At 58.4% G+C, this 18,549-nt stretch carries 19 protein-coding genes; 12 read left to right on the top strand and 7 right to left on the bottom strand.

The window, feature by feature from the left end:
- Positions 1 to 123 precede the first annotated feature (123 nt).
- The 6 genes from BK658_RS28045 to BK658_RS28020 all read left to right on the top strand — a co-directional run bounded on the left by BK658_RS28045 (position 124) and on the right by BK658_RS28020 (position 5,481).
- Complete coding sequence (locus BK658_RS28045; RefSeq protein WP_123585142.1) at positions 124 to 1,248, top strand: polysaccharide deacetylase family protein; 1,125 nt, start codon at positions 124 to 126, stop codon at positions 1,246 to 1,248.
- Positions 1,249 to 1,610: 362 nt separating this feature from the next.
- Complete coding sequence (locus BK658_RS28040; protein WP_123585141.1) at positions 1,611 to 3,002, top strand: PhoH family protein; 1,392 nt, start codon at positions 1,611 to 1,613, stop codon at positions 3,000 to 3,002.
- Between the two features lie 247 nt (positions 3,003 to 3,249).
- The gene (gene moaC, locus BK658_RS28035; RefSeq protein ID WP_123585140.1) at positions 3,250 to 3,723 is read left to right on the top strand and encodes a cyclic pyranopterin monophosphate synthase MoaC; all 474 of its coding nucleotides are present in this window, start codon (positions 3,250 to 3,252) and stop codon (positions 3,721 to 3,723) included.
- Positions 3,720 to 3,962 (top strand): molybdopterin converting factor subunit 1, encoded by a 243-nt coding sequence (moaD, locus tag BK658_RS28030; RefSeq protein ID WP_123585139.1) that lies wholly within the window; start codon positions 3,720 to 3,722, stop codon positions 3,960 to 3,962. The genes moaC and moaD overlap by 4 nt, the downstream gene beginning before the upstream one ends.
- Before the next feature lie 3 nt (positions 3,963 to 3,965).
- The gene (gene moaE, locus BK658_RS28025) at positions 3,966 to 4,415 is read left to right on the top strand and encodes a molybdopterin synthase catalytic subunit MoaE (RefSeq protein WP_123585138.1); all 450 of its coding nucleotides are present in this window, start codon (positions 3,966 to 3,968) and stop codon (positions 4,413 to 4,415) included.
- 289 nt (positions 4,416 to 4,704) lie between these two features.
- On the top strand, positions 4,705 to 5,481 hold the full coding sequence (locus BK658_RS28020) for an ABC transporter substrate-binding protein (protein WP_123585137.1): 777 nt from the start codon (positions 4,705 to 4,707) through the stop codon (positions 5,479 to 5,481).
- A gap of 132 nt (positions 5,482 to 5,613) precedes the next feature.
- Here the strand turns inward: BK658_RS28020 and BK658_RS28015 are convergent, their stop codons facing one another.
- The 5 genes from BK658_RS28015 to BK658_RS27995 form a co-directional block, all read right to left on the bottom strand.
- Positions 5,614 to 6,240, bottom strand: coding sequence for a helix-turn-helix transcriptional regulator (locus tag BK658_RS28015; RefSeq protein WP_019691959.1), 627 nt, complete (start codon positions 6,238 to 6,240; stop codon positions 5,614 to 5,616).
- A gap of 89 nt (positions 6,241 to 6,329) precedes the next feature.
- Positions 6,330 to 7,457: an NAD(P)/FAD-dependent oxidoreductase gene (locus tag BK658_RS28010; protein WP_123585136.1), complete on the bottom strand. Its 1,128-nt coding sequence runs from the start codon at positions 7,455 to 7,457 to the stop codon at positions 6,330 to 6,332.
- 150 nt (positions 7,458 to 7,607) lie between these two features.
- Positions 7,608 to 8,561, bottom strand: a complete 954-nt coding sequence (locus BK658_RS28005) for an ornithine cyclodeaminase family protein (RefSeq protein WP_123585135.1) — start codon at positions 8,559 to 8,561, stop codon at positions 7,608 to 7,610.
- A gap of 128 nt (positions 8,562 to 8,689) precedes the next feature.
- Positions 8,690 to 10,177, bottom strand: coding sequence for an ATP-dependent RNA helicase RhlB (gene rhlB / locus BK658_RS28000; protein ID WP_123585134.1), 1,488 nt, complete (start codon positions 10,175 to 10,177; stop codon positions 8,690 to 8,692).
- A gap of 96 nt (positions 10,178 to 10,273) precedes the next feature.
- Positions 10,274 to 10,930 (bottom strand): alpha/beta hydrolase, encoded by a 657-nt coding sequence (locus tag BK658_RS27995; RefSeq protein WP_123585133.1) that lies wholly within the window; start codon positions 10,928 to 10,930, stop codon positions 10,274 to 10,276.
- Positions 10,931 to 11,395: 465 nt separating this feature from the next.
- Here BK658_RS27995 and BK658_RS27990 point away from each other — a divergent pair, with 465 nt between their 5' ends.
- The 4 genes from BK658_RS27990 (at position 11,396) to BK658_RS27975 (ending at position 15,558) form a co-directional block, all read left to right on the top strand.
- Positions 11,396 to 12,427 (top strand): amino acid ABC transporter substrate-binding protein, encoded by a 1,032-nt coding sequence (locus BK658_RS27990; RefSeq protein WP_123585132.1) that lies wholly within the window; start codon positions 11,396 to 11,398, stop codon positions 12,425 to 12,427.
- A gap of 65 nt (positions 12,428 to 12,492) precedes the next feature.
- On the top strand, positions 12,493 to 13,674 hold the full coding sequence (locus tag BK658_RS27985) for an amino acid ABC transporter permease (RefSeq protein WP_123585131.1): 1,182 nt from the start codon (positions 12,493 to 12,495) through the stop codon (positions 13,672 to 13,674).
- A gap of 10 nt (positions 13,675 to 13,684) precedes the next feature.
- Positions 13,685 to 14,782, top strand: a complete 1,098-nt coding sequence (locus BK658_RS27980) for an amino acid ABC transporter permease (RefSeq protein ID WP_123585130.1) — start codon at positions 13,685 to 13,687, stop codon at positions 14,780 to 14,782.
- Positions 14,783 to 14,793: 11 nt separating this feature from the next.
- Entirely contained in the window at positions 14,794 to 15,558 is a 765-nt protein-coding gene (locus BK658_RS27975) for an amino acid ABC transporter ATP-binding protein (RefSeq protein ID WP_010444394.1), read from the top strand.
- 55 nt (positions 15,559 to 15,613) lie between these two features.
- Here BK658_RS27975 and BK658_RS27970 read toward each other — a convergent pair whose 3' ends face one another.
- On the bottom strand, positions 15,614 to 16,096 hold the full coding sequence (locus BK658_RS27970) for a type II TA system antitoxin MqsA family protein (protein ID WP_123585129.1): 483 nt from the start codon (positions 16,094 to 16,096) through the stop codon (positions 15,614 to 15,616).
- Entirely contained in the window at positions 16,093 to 16,404 is a 312-nt protein-coding gene (locus tag BK658_RS27965; RefSeq protein ID WP_123585143.1) for a type II toxin-antitoxin system MqsR family toxin, read from the bottom strand. The genes BK658_RS27970 and BK658_RS27965 overlap by 4 nt, the downstream gene beginning before the upstream one ends.
- A gap of 166 nt (positions 16,405 to 16,570) precedes the next feature.
- On the opposite strand from BK658_RS27965, the gene BK658_RS27960 reads away from it, so the two are divergent.
- Positions 16,571 to 17,230 carry a FadR/GntR family transcriptional regulator gene (locus BK658_RS27960; protein WP_103315706.1) on the top strand — a complete coding sequence of 220 codons (660 nt, stop codon included), beginning with the start codon at positions 16,571 to 16,573 and terminating at the stop codon, positions 17,228 to 17,230.
- Positions 17,220 to 18,536: a CynX/NimT family MFS transporter gene (locus tag BK658_RS27955; protein ID WP_123585128.1), complete on the top strand. Its 1,317-nt coding sequence runs from the start codon at positions 17,220 to 17,222 to the stop codon at positions 18,534 to 18,536. Before BK658_RS27960 ends, BK658_RS27955 begins: the two co-directional genes overlap by 11 nt.
- Positions 18,537 to 18,549 lie beyond the last annotated feature (13 nt).

The following is an 18,549-nucleotide window of genomic DNA, read 5'->3' as shown; positions in this document are numbered from 1 at the left end:
CAGCAAGGGGGAGCAAGCTCCCCCTTCAGTTTTTACCGGACACTAGTGACGCGGAGCGTGGGAACGATCATGTAGACGAGATCAGCTATAGTGCCGCGCGGGTTTTGTTATGGAGACATCCCTTTGCGTATCGCTTTACTGTTTTGTGCCTGGTTGTTCAGCGTGAGTGCCTATGCCGCGCCCAATGACCTTGCCACCCTGGACCGCAGCACCTGGCCAGAGCAACTCGGCAACCCGACCCTGTTCGACGTCGCTTCACGCGCGGAAATCCTCACCTTCGCCCGGGCCTTGCTCGCCAGTGAAGCGCTGGATGAAGCGGCTTTAAAGCAGCGCCTGGGGTTGCGCATGATCAACCTCGAGTCGATCAACACGCTGCGCGCGCGCATGTGGCAGCGCTTGCTTGCCAACTATAATTTTGCCCAGCAGAGCTGCGATCAGGATGCGTCCTTCTGTTTTCTGGTCGAAGACATGGACACCCTGCGCGAGCAGGCCGCCAAGTTCGAGCTCGGCGAAGACTCCTATTACGCCCGATGGGTCGAGCCTAGCCGGCGTTTTCACGAGCGCTATCTGGACGAACAATTGCGTAAGGCCGCGCTGTTTCCGCAGACCAGCAGCGAAGTCGAACTGTTCGGCGACTACGAGCGTAACGGCGATGAGCTCAACGATCGGCTGTTTGTGCTGAGCTTCGACAGCGCCGCCAACCTCGCGCCGGACAACACCGCGTGGCTGGCCGAGTACCTGCGCAAGGCGAACCTGAGCGGGACCTTCTTTGTGCTGGGCAGCGATATCCAGAACCGACTGGCACAGCATTCGGTGGCCGATCTGCAAGCGTTGTACTCAAAACAATGCATCGGCGTGCAGGGCTGGGAATTTCGCTCCCACAGCCATTGGCAGGATTGGCAGTATTCGGTGACTCGCAGCGTCGAACTGGTGAAGAGCAAACTGCCGGAGAACTTTGTGCCGTTGTTCCGCCCACCCAATGGCCAGCGTCGTGCCGATGCGCAGGGATTCTTCAAGGCTCAGGGGTTGCAGGTTGCGCTGTGGGACATCGATCCAGCGGACGGCAGTCGGCAGCTCACGGCTGAGCAGAGCGCGCAGCGGGTGCTGACCTTGATGCTGTTGTGGCGCCACGGGGTGATCAATTTCAACGCCAAACAGGACGTGGTGAAAACGGCAATGCCCTGGCTGCTGATGCACACTGCGCAAAGCGGGATCGGTTGGGAAGATTGTCAGGATGCTTTTCGCTGAAACGCGCCCTTCCCCAAAAAAAAGCCGGGAACAGTGGGGCAGGGGGAATTTCGGGAGGGATTTCGATACAGACGGACTTCCGACTTTAACGGTGCCGGCGCGGCGCGCCAAGGGCTTTTCGTCACTCTGAAAAATAAACTTCAAAAAAACGTCAAAGTGCTTTTTTCTGTCATGGGTTTTGGAGTATTACGAAGACAGACCGCCGAAACCTGCAACACAGGTGGCGTCTTCCAAGACCCCGTGTGTGCAGTTCACTTGAGTCGTGCAGTTCATTTGCGTACGACAGGTGAATTCGGTGGCCACTTCGAGGCGCAGCACTGTCATGGTATTGCGTCGACTGGCTCCCACAAAGGTGACCGAGTATGGATGATCACGGACGTAGCCCCTCCAACCTGCCAATCCTTTATGTACTCGATACCAACGTATTGATCCACGATCCAAACGCGCTCCTGAACTTCGAAGAACACCACGTTGCCATCCCGATGACCGTCCTTGAAGAGCTGGACAAGCTCAAGAGCGGTCATCACAGCGTTGCGGCCGAATGTCGTCAGGCCATTCGGCTGATCGACAAGACGCTGGGCGATGCCTCTCCCGAAGACGTTGAACTGGGTGTACCGATCCAGCGCGGAAAAAGCGGGCCCAAGGGTTTGCTGTCGATTCTGATGAGCAAGCGTACCGAGCCGAACATCGTTCTGCCCGAACACCTGAACGACAACATCATCATCAACCAGTTGATCGACCTGCACGCGCGGGACAAGGAACTGCGTGTGGTGCTGGTGACCAAAGACATCAACATGCGCCTCAAGGCCCGGGCCTGCGGGATTGCGGCCGAGGACTACAGCACTGACCAGTTGGTTGACGACGTGTCGTTGCTGCCCAACGGTTATCACAACATGACGGGCTCGTTCTGGGACCGTGTGAGCAAGGTCGAAACCCGTCAGGACCATGGGCGCACCTGGCACCAGGTACAACTGATCGATAACCTGCCGGCTGTGCATATCAACGAATTCATCATCGACGAACAAGGCTTTGTCGGCTGGATCAAGGAAATCCAGGTCGATAAGCTGCTGATCCTCGACCTGCATCAGGAACCCCTGTTGCACCAGGAAGCCTGGGGCCTGAAACCACGCGATATCTATCAGAGCCTGGCGCTGTATGCCTTGCTCGACCCGGACATTCACCTGGTCAACCTGTCGGGGGCTGCAGGCTCGGGTAAAACCATCCTGGCACTGGCTGCGGCAATCGAGCAGACCATGGTCAGCAAGCGCTACCGGCGCATCATCGCCACTCGTAGCGTGCAGGGGCTGGACCAGGAGATCGGTTTCCTGCCGGGCACCGAAGCAGAAAAAATGGAGCCTTGGCTGGGCGCCATCACCGACAACCTCGAAGCCTTGCACATGGATGACGAAAGCACCCATGGCAGCGTCGACTACATCCTCAGCAAAGTGCCGTTGCAGTTCAAATCCCTCAACTACATTCGGGGCCGCAGCTTCCAGCAGAGCCTGATCCTGATCGACGAATGCCAGAACCTCACGCCGCACCAGATGAAAACCATCATCACCCGTGCCGGCGCCGGTTCCAAAGTGGTGTGCCTGGGCAACCTGGCGCAGATCGACACTCCTTACCTGTCCGCGACCAGCTCCGGGCTGACTTACCTGACTGAACGCTTCAAGGACTTCCCGAACGGGGTGCACATCACCCTGCAAGGGGTACCACGTTCGATTCTGGCCGAATACGCCGAATCGCATTTGTAACCTTCACCCAAACCGGACGGCCCCAAAGCCGCCCGGTTTTTTGTGCCCGACGAAAACCCCTGTGGGAGCGAGCCGGCTCCGGGCGGCGTTCCGACGATGGCGGCGTAACAACCGACATCAATGTTGAATGTGATGACCTCATCGCGAGCAGGCTCACTCCCACATAGATAGTGGTGAGCCGATAATCAAACTCGCGAAAAATTGACCCACGGGTTTACAATCGGTGCTCCTGATCAGGAGTAAGGTTGTGCTGACTCATCTCGATTCCCAAGGTCGCGCCAATATGGTCGACGTCACCGAAAAAGCCGTGACGTCTCGTGAAGCCACGGCCGAAGCGCTTGTGCGTATGCTCCCTGAAACCCTGCAAATGATTGTCAGTGGTGGTCACCCCAAAGGTGACGTGTTTGCCGTGGCGCGCATTGCCGGCATTCAGGCGGCGAAGAAAACCTCCGATTTGATCCCGCTGTGCCATCCGCTGATGCTCACCAGTGTCAAGGTCGAGCTCAATGCCGAAGGCCTCGATGCGGTGCGCATCGTCGCCCGCTGCAAACTGTCCGGGCAGACCGGGGTTGAAATGGAAGCACTGACCGCGGCCAGTATCGCCGCGCTGACGATCTACGACATGTGCAAGGCCGTGGACCGTGGCATGGTCATCGAATCCGTACGTCTGCTGGAAAAGCTCGGCGGCAAGAGCGGGCATTATCAGGTGGCCGATCAATGAAGCTGACGGTGAGGTTTTTCGCCCGTTACCGCGAGGCACTGGGCGTTGATTCGTTGAGTGTCGAAGGCGATTTCGCCACGGTCGATGATGTGCGCTTGCTGTTGGCGCAACGCGAGGGCGCCGAGGTGCTGAGCGAGCAGAACCTGATGTGCGCGCGTAATGAAGACTTGTGCCAGCTCGACGAACCGCTCGTCGAGGGTGATGAAGTGGCGTTTTTCCCTACCGTTACCGGAGGCTGATCCATGGCGATTCGCGTGCAGTCCGCGGAGTTCGACCCTGGCGCTGAAGTCAATGCGATGCACGCGGCGAATGTCGGCGTCGGTGCGGTGGTGAGTTTTGTCGGTTATGTCCGCGACTTCAACGACGGACACGATGTGGCCGGGATGTTTCTTGAGCACTACCCGGGCATGACCGAAAAGGCCCTCGGCAAGATTGTCGTCGAGGCCGAGCAACGCTGGCCGTTGCTCAAGCTGGAAGTGCTGCACCGCATCGGCGCATTGGAGCCGGGCGAGCCGATCGTCTTCGTCGGCGCGGCGAGTGCCCATCGCCAGGCGGCATTCGACGCCTGCGCCTTTGTCATGGACTACCTGAAAACCCGCGCACCGTTCTGGAAAAAAGAAAACACCAGCGACGGCCCGCGTTGGGTGGAAGGGCGCGACAGTGATCACGCGGCGGCGGATCGCTGGAAGTAGATTAGTCATGATCGTTCCTACGCTCCCGCGTGGGAACGCCGCCCAGGACGCTCCGCGTCCGCTTTTCAATCGTGACGCAGAGCGTCACAGGATGCATTCCCACGCAGAGCGTGGGAACGATCAACACCTCTCAAATCATTCCGTCGACCAATGGGCGAAAGACACCTGCACGCCCGATTGACGAAAAATACATAAAAGTCCAGTATGGAATTATAAGTACAAAAAATGCATTTCCCGTTTCACTTTCTTCTGTCTTGCCAAACCAACAACAACCCGCGAGAAAACGAACATGAAGAAGCTCCCCCTGATCGGTGGCCTGGCCCTGAGCCTGTTGGCGTGCAGCAGTCTGTTTGCCGCCGAGAAAACCCTGCGCATTGGTATCGAAGCGGCGTATCCGCCGTTTGCTTCCAAGACCTCGGATGGAAAAATCACCGGTTTCGACTATGACATCGGCAATGCGTTGTGCGCGCAGATGAAGGTCAAGTGTGAGTGGGTCGAGGGCGAGTTCGATGGTTTGATTCCTTCGCTCAAGGTGAAGAAAATCGACGCCGCGCTGTCGTCCATGACCATTAACGAAGACCGTAAAAAGTCGGTGGACTTCACCCATAAGTACTACTTCACCTCATCGCGGCTGGTGATGAAGGACGGTGCGGTGGTTGATGACCAGTACGCAAGCCTCAAGGGCAAGACCATTGGTGTGCAACGGGCAACCACCACCGACCGTTACGCCACGGAAGTCTTCGAGCCCAAGGGCATCAAGGTAGCGCGCTACGGCAACAATGAAGAGATCTACATGGACCTGGCCGCCGGGCGTCTGGATGCCATTTTCGCCGATACCATTCCGCTGAGCGACTTCCTGTCGATGCCGCGTGGCAAGGGCTACGCCTTTGTCGGTCCGGAGCTCAAGGACCCGAAATATGTGGGTGAGGGCGCCGGGATTGCGGTGCGCAAGGGCAATACCGAATTGGTTAGCCAATTGAACAATGCCATCGATGGCATTCGCGCCAACGGCGAATACCAGAAGATTGAAGCCAAGTACTTCAAGTCGGATATCTACGGCGATTGAGTGATCGCCATCGCGAGCAAGCTCGCTCCCACAATGGACCTGTGTTCGCAGGACTAATGTGGGAGCGAGCTTGCTCCGGGCGGCGATCCGACGATGAGGCCCTATCAGCCAACGCACCTCTCAGGTCAGGTATTAGCCTTTCAACTCTTTCAAATGCTTGTACACCGTCGCTCGTCCCATATTCAGCACGTTGGCCACATAGTTGGAGGCGCTTTTGCCTTTGAAGGCGCCTTCGGCGTGCAACGCCAGCACCAGCTCGCGTTTGTGCTCGCGAGTCAGCATATTCAGACCCAATTGCCGCTCTCGCAGCCAGTTATGCAGGAAGGTGTTGATGCGCTCCTGCCAGTCGTCGCGAAACAGCGCGTCAGGTTGCGGGATCAACTTGCTCGGCGAGAGAAACAGATCCAGCGCGGCCTTGGCGTTTTCAAACAGCGAAATATTCAGGTTGATGCACAACACGGCAATCGGACGCCCTTCACTGTCGCGCAGCACGCTGCTGAGACTGCGGATCTTTTGCCCATCCCAATTGAGCTTCTCGTACGGGCCGATATTCCGCTCGCTGATCTCTTCACTGAGCATGTCTTCCAGTGCGGCATCGTCGCCGACTTCACGTTTGGACAGGTTGTTGGCGATGTAGTCGATTTTCTGCGTGCGCAGGTCGTGCAGCACCACCTCGGCGTGGGGGAAGAACAGCGTGGCAATGGCGTCGGCGATCGCCCGGTAGTTATCCAGTGCGGGATCTTGAAGAGGTGGGGTCATGGGTGTTGCTCCAGGCAATCAGCGCCCTGTAGAAAAAGGGCGCTGGGAGTTTGCCGTAATCGGGGTCAGACGTCACCCCGCAGGCAGGTTCAGCCAAGGCGGGAAGGGGAGAGCATCGCGGCGCGGAGGCCAAAGCGGCTGAGTTGTTCCGGCAAGGCTTCACCACGAACCAGCGCGGCACTGGCCTGGCCCATGGCGGGTGAGGTTTGAATGCCGTAACCGCCCTGCGCAGCGACCCAGAATAGCCCCGGTACATGCGGATCGAAGCCGCTGATCAGATCACCGTCGCCGACAAAACTGCGCAAACCCGCCCAGGTGCGGGTCGGTCGGCGGATGCTCAGGGTGGTGGCTTCTTCGATCTGGTAAATGCCCATGGCGATGTCCAGTTCTTCGGGTTGCACGTCATGCGGCTCGACCGGGTCGGCATTGGCTGGCGAACCGAGGAACATGCCGGCGTCGGGTTTCATGTAGAACGATTCGTCGAGGCTGACCAGCATCGGCCAGTCGTGGATATCTACCCCTTCAGGACCGGCGAAGATGAAGGCTGCGCGACGTTTGGGGATCAGCCCCAGAGGTTTGGCGCCGGCCATTTCACCGAGTTGGTCGGCCCAGGCGCCGGCCGCATTGATGATGATCGGTGCGCTGAAAGTCTGCTGGGCGGTTTTCACGTGCCAGAGATTGTCGGCATCGCGCGTCAGGCTCAGGACTTCGCTGTCGGTGTGCACTTCGCCCTGATTGCGTCGGATGCCGCGCAGGTAGCCTTGATGCAGGGCATCGGTGTCGATGTCCGTGGCGGTAGGGTCGTAGATCGCTCCGTGAACCTTCTCTCGACGCAGGATTGGCATGCGAGCACAGGCTTCGTCGGCGCTGAGCAGTTGCATCTGCGGCACGGTCGCCTTGGCACTCAGGTACTGATTGTTCAGTTCGTCGGGATCGCCGGTGAAGTCGACTGTCATCTCGCCGCGCGGGGTCAGCAGCGGGTGTTCGCAAAAACCGGTAGGCGGCGCATCGAAGAAGTCCCGGCTGGCCTGGGTCAGTGCGCGCACTTGCGGCGTACCGTAAGCCGCGGTGTACAAAGCAGCCGAACGCCCGGTGGAGTGATAGGCCGGGTGGGATTCGCGTTCGAGCACGATTACCCGAGCATGTTGCGACAGCCAAAAGCCAGTGGAAGCACCGGCAATGCCACCGCCGATGATGATGAAGTCTGCCTGGGTCATGAACGTCTCCTGATGGGGGGCGCAATGCTGAAATTGTAGAGAACCCCTGTGGGAGCGAGCCTGCTCGCGATTGCATCACCGCTGTTTGTCTGACGGATTGCGGCGTCTGCATCGCGAGCAAGCTCGCTCCCACAGGGAAAGCGTTCCGTTTCAGTTCTGGTATTGCAACTGATAAAGGGCATTGGCCAGGGCGATGTCTTCCAGGCCCAGACCGATGGAACGGAAGAACACATGGCGATCATAAGCCGGGCGTGGCGTCTGTTCGCTCAACAGTTCAGCCAGGTCGCCCGCGATCGCACTTTTGTCCCAGCCATGCTGTTCACTGGCAATCAGCATTTCGCCGGCTGAGCCCGGAGTGGTCAGGCGATAGTCGCAATAGACCTGCATCTCGCTGAGCGTTGCAGGTGGTACCTCGTGGGCGCGCACCGCGTTGGTACTGATGGAGGTAATCAGTGTCGGTTTACTCAAGGTCCGTGGGTCGATCACAGGTCCCGCAGACGAGGTGCACAGCATGATCACGTCGGCGTCCTGGATCGCGGCTTCGCGGCTATCGAGCACCTTCAGGCGCGAGTCGATAGCCGTCAGTTTTCCGAGCAATTGCGGATCCCGGCTCGCCAGGTTCGGCGAATAGAGGCTGATGCTTTGCCATTCCCGCACGTTCTTCGCGTAATGCAGGTGAGCCTGGGCGATCGGGCCGCTGCCGATGATTGCCAGGCGCTTGGCGTTCGGCAGGGCAAGGGCATCAATGGCGACGGCAGTGGTCGCGGCGGTGCGTGCGGTGGTCAGTTCACCAGCATCGCAGAGCAGCAACGGCTGGCCGGTTTGCATCGACATCAGCAGCGTCCAGGCGGTCACCAGCGGACCTTCCTTACGCACGATGTAGGGCGAGGTTTTAACGCCGTACACACCGTCTTCGGCCAATACCCCGAGGTAATTGATGAAGTCTCCGGCACCTTGCGGAAACTCCACCAACTGCTGGGCTGGTTGCACGGCCTGACCCGCGGCCAGGTCGCGGAACAGCTTGCGCAGGATCTTCGGCACGTCGACCTGCTCAAGCAGTTCGCGGGCCTGGGGTTTGGCGATCACATAAGGTGTGCTGGACATGCAGGTGCTCCGTGGATTCGCAAGTAAACTAATTTGTCCATTGTGGACTTATTGTTCTGTTTGGCAATATCCAGGCGTAAAAAAAGCGCAGTCCGTTTCCGGCTGCGCTTTGTCGTTGCGACGCGGGCTTAAGGGCGTTTGCGTTCAACCGCTCGCAACAGATGCGTCGGTGGGGTTTCGCAACTGATCTTGCGACCCAGCAACGCCTCGATGGACGGTAACTGGTAGGAGTCGTCTTCACCGGCAAAGCTGATGGACACGCCATCGGCGCCAGCACGACCGGTACGACCAATGCGGTGCACGTAATCGTCCGGCACTTCCGGCAGGGTGAAGTTGATCACGTGGCTGATGCCGTCGATGTGAATCCCGCGACCGGCGACATCGGTGGCCACCAGCACGCGGATCTTGCCTTCGCGAAATCCTTCCAGGGTCTTGATGCGCTTGTGCTGCGGAACGTCACCCGACAGTTGGGCCGCGTTGACGCCGTCACGCACCAGGCGTTCTTCGATGCGCCGCACTTCGTCCTTGCGGTTGGCGAAGACCATCACCCGTTCCCAGCCGTTGTCGGTGATCAGGTTGTAGAGCAGCTTGTATTTATCGGCGCCGGCAACGGCGTAGATGTGCTGTTCGACGTTGTCGCTGGCGACGTTCTCGGATTCGATTTCAACGATGGACGGGTCGGTGGTCCATTGCTTGGCCAGGTTCATCACGTCTTCGGTGAAGGTGGCGGAAAACAGCAGGGTCTGACGTTCGCTTTTCGGTGGAGTCTGGCGAATGATCTGGCGCACTTGTGGGATGAAACCCATGTCGAGCATCCGGTCGGCTTCGTCGAGCACCATCACTTCGATCATGTCCAGGTGCACATCGCCGCGCTGGTTGAAGTCCAGCAGGCGGCCCGGGGTCGCGACGAGGATGTCGCAGTGGCGTGCTTCGAGGTGCTTGAGTTGCTTGTCGAAGTCCATGCCGCCAACGAAGGTCATGACGTTGAGGCCGGTGTATTTGGTCAGGTCTGCCGCGTCCTTGGCGATCTGCACCACCAGTTCACGGGTCGGTGCAATGATCAGCGCCCGCGGCTCGCCCATGTAGCGTTCTTTCGGCGGCGGGGTTTGCAGCAGCTGGGTGATGATCGAGATCAGGAACGCGGCGGTTTTACCAGTGCCGGTCTGGGCGCGACCGATGGCGTCTTTGCCGGCCAGGGTGAAACCCAATACCTGCGCCTGGATCGGCGTGCAGTAAGGGAAACCCAGGTCCTGGATGGCGTGCATCAGTTCCGGGGCCAGTTTGAAATCATGGAAACGGGTTTTGCCTTCCTGGGGTTCTACGACGAAATCTTCAAGTTTCCAGGCGACTACGGGCGGTTTCGGCGCACGTTCGCGGCGCGGTTGCGCAGGTTTTGGCGTCTCGCTGCGCGGTTGCTGTGTAACAGGTTCGGCAACAGACTCGGTGGCCGGAGTGTTCACAGGCTCTTGTTTCGGTGCCGCGACAGCTGCGGTCCGGCCAGGCTGATGACCGTCGGTGCGGCTGCTGGGTGTGTGGGAAGGTGCGCTGGAGCTGGGCGCGAGCTGCTCAGCCTCGCTTTTACCGAACATTTTCTTGAGTGCTTTGAGCACGGTCATCTCATCAATTGGTTAAGGAATGTACGCCGGCCAGTGTAATGCAAGAAACCGGCGCGGCGTAGTGTGTTGCTCATACAGCTACAGGAAGTTTCTGTATTAGCGCAAGCGATCGGCAAGCCAGACGCCAATATCGCGAATTTCTTCGGGTAACACTTCGTGACCCATTGGGTATTCCTGCCATGTCGCGGTGACACCACGGGTCTTCAAATGCTCGTACGCACTGCGTCCCATGGAGTTCTGGACGACATCGTCGTATTGGCCATGCAGGCACAGCACCGGGATCCGCTGTTGGCTGGCTGAAAGCTCCAGTTCATCGCTGAATGTCGGCGCATAGGTAGAGAGGGCAAGTACGCCACCCAGCGGTCCCTGCCATCTCAGGAAAGCGCTGTGCAGCACGACGGCGCCGCCTTGGGAAAACCCTGCAAGAAATATCCGCGAGGCGTCTATTCCGCTGGCTCGCTGCTCTTCGATCAGCGATATGACGGTTTGGGCCGACACCTCCAGTTCTTCGTGATTGATGCTCCGGGCGGGGCTCATGGCCTTGATGTCGTACCAGCTCGGCATCTCGTAACCACCGTTGATGGTCACTGCGCGGGTAGGCGCCTGGGGCAGGACGAAGCGGGTGGTCAACAGGCTTTCCTGCAGGGCTTCGGCCACCGGCAGGAAATCATAGCGGTCGGCGCCCAGGCCGTGCAGCCATATAACGCAGGCATCGACAGGCTTGCTGGGCTGAAGAATCAAGGGCTCGGTCATGGTTGCTCCATTGTGGTGCGCGTACTCCCGTGCGGTGCGAGAAGATGGGGCGCGACTGGTTTTTTAGTTAATAAAATGTCGTGAATCTATAATTTTTTCTATTGACCCATGGCTGAAACGCTTAAGCCGCAACTGTGGTACGGGCCTTGCTATGGGGAAGACGAGTGATTGCTCTCAGCCACGGCGGTAACACTATCAGTCACTGTCGGCTGTGGGATAGCAAGAATCCGGTGATGGATGTTCGCCAGTGGCCGTTACGGGCTTCGCGAACGTAATAGGGCTACAGCCCGTTCGGCCGATTGGTGAGAAGTGAGTTTTCCATTATGTGGATTTTCTCCTACTAGACTCATAGCTAAGGTCTTACGCCGCTTGACCCAAAGAAATGCCAACACGGGTCAACAGCGCCTCATAAGGGTGCGGCAGGACTCAAGCTCCGACACAACAAGAGCAAAACTGGAGGTTTGAATGAAGATGTTGAAATCCACCCTGGCAGTCGTGACTGCGGCCGCAGTACTCGGTGTCAGTGGGTTCGCTCAGGCGGGTGCAACCCTGGATGCGGTACAGAAGAAAGGCTTTGTGCAATGTGGCGTGAGCGACGGTTTGCCAGGTTTTTCGGTTCCGGACTCCACCGGCAAGATCGTCGGTATCGATGCTGACTACTGCCGCGCCGTTGCCGCTGCCGTATTCGGCGACGCGACCAAGGTCAAATTCAGCCAGTTGAATGCCAAGGAGCGTTTCACCGCGCTTCAGTCCGGCGAAATTGACATGCTGTCGCGTAACTCCACGATGACCAGTTCCCGTGACGCGGGCATGGGCCTGAAGTTTCCTGGCTTCATTACTTATTACGACGGCGTAGGCTTCCTGGCCAACAGCAAGCTGGGCGTGAAAAGTGCCAAGGAACTGGATGGTGCGACTATCTGTATTCAAGCCGGTACCACCACCGAGCTGAACGTGTCCGACTACTTCCGTGCCAACAGCCTGAAGTACACCCCGATTACTTTCGACACCTCCGATGAAAGCGCCAAGTCGCTGGAATCCGGTCGTTGCGACGTGCTGACCTCCGACAAGTCCCAGTTGTATGCACAGCGCAGCAAACTGGCTTCGCCTAAGGATTATGTGGTACTGCCAGAAACCATTTCCAAAGAGCCTCTGGGGCCAGTCGTGCGTAACGGCGACGATGAGTGGCTGGCGATCGTTCGTTGGGTTGGCTACGCCATGCTTAACGCCGAAGAGGCCGGTATCACGTCGAAAAACGTCGAAACTGAAGCCAAGTCGACCAAGAACCCGGACGTCGCCCGTCTGCTGGGCACTGACGGTGAGTACGGCAAAGATCTGAAGCTGCCGAAAGACTGGGTGGTGAAAATCGTCAAGCAGGTCGGTAACTACGGCGAAGTCTTCGAGAAAAACCTCGGCAAGAGCACTCCGCTGGAAATCGACCGTGGCCTGAACGCGCTGTGGACCAACGGCGGCATTCAATACGCACCACCAGTGCGCTGATGGTTCTATCACCCGGTGGGCCAACCACCGGGTGATGTTCTGTTCCATTATTTCTGGGGCACTTCATGCAAAATTCAATCGGCGCACCAAAGCAGAGGCTCAGCCTCAGCGATCCGCGAGTGCGTGCGTGGCTGTTTCAGATCATCACGGTTATCGCGGTGATCTCGATGGGTTGGTACCTGTTCAACAACACTCAAACCAACTTGCAACACCGGGGCATTACCTCCGGTTTCAGCTTTTTGGAGCGCAGCGCCGGGTTCGGCATCGCGCAACACCTGATCGACTACACCGAATCGGACAGCTATGCCCGGGTGTTTGTCATCGGTTTGCTCAACACCTTGCTGGTGACCGTTATCGGCGTGATTCTGGCGACGATTCTGGGGTTCATCGTTGGCGTGGCACGGCTGTCGAAGAACTGGATCATCAACAAGCTGGCAACAGTTTACGTTGAGACTTTCCGTAACATTCCGCCGCTGCTGCAAATCCTGTTCTGGTACTTCGCGGTGTTCCTGACCATGCCAGGGCCACGCAATAGCCATAACTTCGCCGACACCTTCTTTGTCAGCAGCCGTGGCCTGAACATGCCGGCCGCGCAGATGGCCAGCGGGTTCTGGGCGTTTGTGATCAGCATCGTGGTGGCTATCGTCGCCATCGTGCTGATGTGCCGTTGGGCCAACAAGCGTTTTGAAGCGACCGGCGTACCGTTCCATAAGTTCTGGGTCGGTCTGGCGCTGTTTCTGGTGATTCCAGGCTTGTGCGCGCTGATCTTCGGGGTGCCACTGCATTGGGAAATGCCGAAGCTGCAAGGCTTCAACTTTGTCGGTGGCTGGGTGCTGATTCCGGAACTGCTGGCCCTGACCCTGGCCCTGACGGTGTACACCGCGGCGTTCATCGCCGAGATCGTGCGTTCCGGGATCAACTCGGTCAGTCATGGTCAGACCGAAGCGGCACGTTCGCTGGGGCTGCGCAACGGCCCAACCCTGCGCAAGGTCATCATCCCGCAAGCCCTGCGGGTGATCATTCCGCCGCTGACCAGCCAATACCTGAACCTGGCGAAAAACTCCTCGCTGGCCGCCGGTATCGGTTACCCGGAAATGGTTTCGCTGTTTGCCGGCACGGTGCTGAACCAGACCGGGCAAGCGATCGAAGTTATTGCCATCACCATGAGCGTGTACCTGGCGATCAGTATCAGCATTTCCCTGCTGATGAACTGGTACAACAAGCGCATTGCGCTGATCGAGCGGTGAGGAAAAGCGCATGACGACTCATATTTTCAAACCTGACATGCCACCGCCAGGCACCAGAATCGGTATCGTGGCGTGGATGCGCGAGCACATGTTTTCCAGTTGGATCAACACACTGCTCACGCTGTTCGCGTTCTACCTGATTTATCTGGTGGTGCCGCCGATCCTGCACTGGGCGATTCTGGATGCCAACTGGGTGGGCACCACGCGCGCCGACTGCACCAAGGAAGGCGCTTGCTGGGTATTCATTCAGCAGCGTTTTGGCCAGTTCATGTACGGGTATTACCCACCCGAACTGCGCTGGCGCGTCGACCTGACCGTGTTGCTGGCGATCGTCGGCGTGGCGCCGTTGTTCATCTCGCGCTTCCCGCGTAAAGCGGTGTACGGGCTGAGCTTTCTGGTGCTCTATCCGATCGTTGCCTACATCCTGCTGCACGGTGACATTCTTGGCCTGACCAACGTTGCGACCAGCCAATGGGGCGGTCTGATGCTGACCCTGGTGATCGCCACCGTCGGTATTGTCGGTGCGTTGCCGCTGGGGATCATGCTGGCGCTGGGGCGTCGTTCGAACATGCCGGCGATTCGCGTGGTCTGCGTGACCTTCATCGAGTTCTGGCGCGGCGTGCCGTTGATCACGGTGCTGTTCATGTCCTCGGTGATGCTGCCGTTGTTCCTGCCTGAAGGCATGAACTTCGACAAGTTGCTGCGGGCCTTGATCGGGGTGATCCTGTTCCAGTCGGCCTACGTGGCCGAAGTGGTGCGCGGTGGTCTGCAAGCGATTCCCAAAGGTCAGTACGAAGCCGCAGCAGCGATGGGCCTCGGTTACTGGCGCAGCATGGGCCTGGTGATTTTGCCGCAAGCCCTGAAGCTGGTGATCCCGGGCATCGTCAACACCTTCATTGCGCTGTTCAAGGACACGAGCCTGGTGATCATCATCGGCTTGTTCGACTTGCTCAACAGCGTCAAGCAAGCCGCCGCCGACCCGAAATGGCTGGGCATGGCTACCGAAGGCTATGTGTTTGCGGCCCTGGTGTTCTGGATTTTCTGTTTTGGTATGTCCCGCTATTCCATGCATTTGGAACGCAAGCTGGACACAGGCCACAAGCGTTAGGAGCGTAGTTTATGAGTGAAGCGATCAAACAGCCTGTGAGCCCTGAAGGCATTATTCAGATGCAGGGCGTGAATAAGTGGTACGGCCAGTTCCACGTATTGAAAGACATCAACCTGAACGTCAAGCAAGGCGAGCGTATCGTTTTGTGCGGGCCGTCGGGTTCCGGCAAGTCGACCACCATTCGCTGCCTCAACCGTCTGGAAGAGCACCAGCAGGGCCGCATCGTGGTTGATGGCGTGGAGCTGACCAACGACCTGAAACAGATCGAGGCGATTCGTCGCGAAGTCGGCATGGTGTTCCAGCACTTCAACCTGTTCCCGCACTTGACCATCCTGCAGAACTGCACGCTGGCACCAATGTGGGTGCGCAAGATGCCCAAGCGCAAGGCGGAAGAAATTGCCATGCATTATCTGGAGCGCGTACGCATTCCAGAGCAGGCGCACAAGTTCCCTGGGCAATTGTCCGGCGGTCAGCAACAGCGTGTGGCGATTGCCCGCGCGCTGTGCATGAAGCCGAAAATCATGCTGTTCGACGAACCGACCTCGGCACTCGACCCAGAGATGGTGAAAGAGGTTCTGGACACCATGATCGGTTTGGCCGAAGACGGCATGACCATGCTCTGCGTTACCCACGAAATGGGCTTCGCGCGGACCGTGGCCAACCGCGTGATCTTCATGGACAAGGGCGAAATCGTCGAACAGGCTGCGCCGAACGACTTCTTCGACAACCCGCAGAACGAACGCACCAAGCTGTTCCTGAGCCAGATCCTGCATTGATGCCGGGCTGACTCGCAAAAATAAACCCGGCCTCGTGCCGGGTTTGTTTTTTCGATCAGGAAACCGTGAGGGTTTCGAGCTCCTTGTGCACGGTATGCTTGAAGCCCCTCAAGTCCGCTTCTTCACCCAGTGATTTCGCATCGGCGAGCAAATACGGATAGCGATCAAGCAGGCGCATAAGCAGCATCAATGGCTTTGGCGGGAGTATTTCTGCGCGCTCGTAACGGGAAAACGCGTTGTGTCCACCGCCGGACAACAATTGCACGGCTTCTTTTTGCGATAGATGCAGTTTGCGGCGGATACGCTTCATCTCGGTGCCAATCATTTGCCTTGCTGCCATGACCAGTTCGTCACCTGCAGCCGAATGACGTTCTGAACAACTGGGATCGAACTCGACTTCGCCGCATATCTGACATTCCCAGCCAGATAGATCATCTACGCGGCGCTCCATTCCTTTGACGCTCATGGTTTCGCCGCGACCCTCGAAATGTCGCATTCCTTCCCGGGCTCCACAGCTGAAACACTGCTGGGTTTTCATTGGGATTTCTCCTTGAAGGAGATTACTGGTGGGCCACCGCCGGCGCGATATGTCACCTTGATGTAAATCTCCAGACCATATGAGTTGATGTGATAGACGTCTTGCCAGACGCGATGATCGTCATAGGTGGTCATCGACTTGAACAACATCTGTCGTTGGAGTTCGAAGATGACCTCTTGCATTTCCACAACGCTCAAGCCGAGTATCCAGCCGCCGCTTTTTGCGGTGCTAGTGAATGCCTTGCCCCCAAGCCGTCTGACATCCGCCTTAATCACCGCCAAGTCGTAATGGGGTGTGCTCTTTTCCATAAGAAACCCTGACCCAGCCCCTAAAATTACCCTCAAAGGGTAATTTTGACTAATCGAAAATCCCGCTCCTTTTCCAGCTTTGTAACCCTAGCCCGTTGCCCTCTCGGACGAAGCTGACTAACATGTCAGAAAATTCATCCTATGATTGGATGAAAGGGCGAATTCAATGACAGACACATCCCCACTGGTGAAGCGTTCTCTGGTCGATCAGGCCCTTGAACAGTTGCGCCTGCGCATCAACAACGGCACCTGGTCAGTCGGCCAGCGCCTGCCCACTGAACCTGAGCTGGCGACCGAGCTGGGTATCAGCCGTAACACCGTGCGCGAAGCCATGCGGGTGTTGGCGTTTTCTGGCTTGATCGAGATTCGTCAGGGTGACGGCAGCTACCTGCGGGCGGTCGTCGATCCGCTCGATACGATGAAAGCCTTGTCCCGCTGCTCCCACGAGCAGGCCCGGGAAACCCGGCACATCCTCGAGGTCGAGGCCATCGGTCTGGCGGCGTTGCGGCGTACCGATGAAGACCTCATCGCACTGCGTGAAGCGCTGGGTGTCAGCGGCAGTCACTACCACGGCGATCTCGATAGCTACATTGCCTGCGACCTGGTGTTCCACCGGCGTTTGGTGGACGCCGCGCATAACCCGACGCTCAGCGAGTTGTATCGCTATTTCTCCAGCATCATCGGCGCGCAACTGCGCCAGACCCTCAATATCACTCCCAGACGTCAGGAGGTGTTCGATCTGCATATCGAACTGCTCGATGCCGTCGAGCAGCGCGATCCGGAACGGGCCAAAGCCATTTCCAGGCAGTTGATCAATGAACCTTGAAACCGAGAACCTCATGTCCAGCCAGCAGGCGAATACCAGCAGCACGACCCAACTCAAACGCACGGCTGAGCTCGAAGAGCTATTGATCGATGCCGAGGCCGATGACGAACAGGTCCAGCAAAGTCATCCGGTTTTACGTCGCCCATGGTTGTTGTTGCTGGGGCTGATTCTGGTGGCGCTGAACCTGCGCCCGGCGCTGTCGAGCATGGCGCCGCTGCTCAGCGATGTGTCGAAAAGTCTCGGACTATCGGCGGCCCAGGCGGGTTTGCTGACCACCTTGCCGGTGCTTTGCCTTGGGCTGTTCGCGCCGCTGGCACCGCTGTTGGCGCGGCGCTTTGGCGCCGAGCGAGTGGTGCTGGGGATTTTGCTGGCGCTGGCTGGAGGGATCATTTTGCGCAGTTCGTTCGGTGAGATCGGACTGTTTGCCGGCAGTATTCTGGCCGGCGCGAGTATTGGCGTGATCGGTGTGCTGCTGCCGGGCATCGTCAAACGTGATTTTGCCAAACACGCGGGCACCATGACCGGCGTTTACACCATGGCCCTGTGCCTTGGCGCGGCGATGGCGGCCGGTGCGACGGTGCCCTTGAGCCAGCATTTCGACGAAAGCTGGGCGCTCGGCCTGGGCTTCTGGGTGTTCCCGGCGCTGGTCGCGGCGATGTTCTGGTTGCCGCAAGTTGGCCAGAAACACGGCGCGCATAATGTGGCGTATCGGGTACGCGGTTTGCTGCGTGATCCACTGGCCTGGCAAGTGACCCTGTATATGGGCCTGCAATCCTCGCTGGCCTACATCGTCTTCGGCTGGTTGCCGTCGATCCTGATCGGCCGCGGCCTGACCCCGACCCAAGCCGGGCTGGTGCTGTCCGGTTCGGTGATCATCCAGTTGGCCAGCTCATTGGCCGCGCCGTGGCTGGCGACGCGCGGCAAGGATCAGCGACTGGCAATCGTCGTCGTCATGCTCCTGACCCTCGGCGGTCTGTTCGGCTGCCTCTATGCACCGATCGAGGGCCTGTGGGGCTGGGCGATTTTGCTCGGGCTGGGGCAGGGCGGTACATTCAGCCTGGCGCTGACCCTGATTGTGCTGCGTTCACGCGATGCCCATGTGGCGGCCAACCTATCGAGCATGGCTCAGGGGTTCGGTTATACGTTGGCCTCAATGGGACCCTTTGCGGTCGGTTTGGTACACGACTGGACGGGCGGCTGGACTGCGCTGGGCTGGATCTTCGGGGTTATTGGCCTCGGCGCGATCATCGCCGGTCTCGGTGCCGGGCGTTCGCTGTACGTTCAGGTCGAAAGCGAACGCGTTTGAAGCCTGCGCAGTA

The sequence above is a fragment of the Pseudomonas brassicacearum genome, from assembly GCF_003732175.1.
In the GTDB taxonomy this organism is placed as follows: Bacteria; Pseudomonadota; Gammaproteobacteria; order Pseudomonadales; family Pseudomonadaceae; genus Aquipseudomonas; species Aquipseudomonas brassicacearum_G.
The sequence above is the reverse complement of the archived record's forward strand: the minus strand, read 5'-3'. Positions and strand labels throughout refer to the sequence as shown.

Bases quoted from the DNA above. Each gene is read 5' to 3' on its own strand.
- BK658_RS27960 (WP_103315706.1), top strand. From the start codon at position 16,571: ATGACAGACACATCCCCACTGGTGAAGCGTTCTCTGGTCGATCAGGCC.
- rhlB (WP_123585134.1), bottom strand. From the start codon at position 10,177: ATGACCGTGCTCAAAGCACTCAAGAAAATGTTCGGTAAAAGCGAGGCT.
- BK658_RS27985 (WP_123585131.1), top strand. From the start codon at position 12,493: ATGCAAAATTCAATCGGCGCACCAAAGCAGAGGCTCAGCCTCAGCGAT.
- BK658_RS27980 (WP_123585130.1), top strand. From the start codon at position 13,685: ATGACGACTCATATTTTCAAACCTGACATGCCACCGCCAGGCACCAGA.
- BK658_RS27970 (WP_123585129.1), bottom strand. From the start codon at position 16,096: ATGAAAACCCAGCAGTGTTTCAGCTGTGGAGCCCGGGAAGGAATGCGA.
- BK658_RS28005 (WP_123585135.1), bottom strand. From the start codon at position 8,561: ATGTCCAGCACACCTTATGTGATCGCCAAACCCCAGGCCCGCGAACTG.
- BK658_RS27975 (WP_010444394.1), top strand. From the start codon at position 14,794: ATGAGTGAAGCGATCAAACAGCCTGTGAGCCCTGAAGGCATTATTCAG.
- BK658_RS28010 (WP_123585136.1), bottom strand. From the start codon at position 7,457: ATGACCCAGGCAGACTTCATCATCATCGGCGGTGGCATTGCCGGTGCT.
- BK658_RS27955 (WP_123585128.1), top strand. From the start codon at position 17,220: ATGAACCTTGAAACCGAGAACCTCATGTCCAGCCAGCAGGCGAATACC.
- BK658_RS28040 (WP_123585141.1), top strand. From the start codon at position 1,611: ATGGATGATCACGGACGTAGCCCCTCCAACCTGCCAATCCTTTATGTA.
- moaD (WP_123585139.1), top strand. From the start codon at position 3,720: ATGAAGCTGACGGTGAGGTTTTTCGCCCGTTACCGCGAGGCACTGGGC.
- moaE (WP_123585138.1), top strand. From the start codon at position 3,966: ATGGCGATTCGCGTGCAGTCCGCGGAGTTCGACCCTGGCGCTGAAGTC.
- BK658_RS27990 (WP_123585132.1), top strand. From the start codon at position 11,396: ATGAAGATGTTGAAATCCACCCTGGCAGTCGTGACTGCGGCCGCAGTA.
- BK658_RS28015 (WP_019691959.1), bottom strand. From the start codon at position 6,240: ATGACCCCACCTCTTCAAGATCCCGCACTGGATAACTACCGGGCGATC.
- BK658_RS28020 (WP_123585137.1), top strand. From the start codon at position 4,705: ATGAAGAAGCTCCCCCTGATCGGTGGCCTGGCCCTGAGCCTGTTGGCG.
- BK658_RS27995 (WP_123585133.1), bottom strand. From the start codon at position 10,930: ATGACCGAGCCCTTGATTCTTCAGCCCAGCAAGCCTGTCGATGCCTGC.
- BK658_RS27965 (WP_123585143.1), bottom strand. From the start codon at position 16,404: ATGGAAAAGAGCACACCCCATTACGACTTGGCGGTGATTAAGGCGGAT.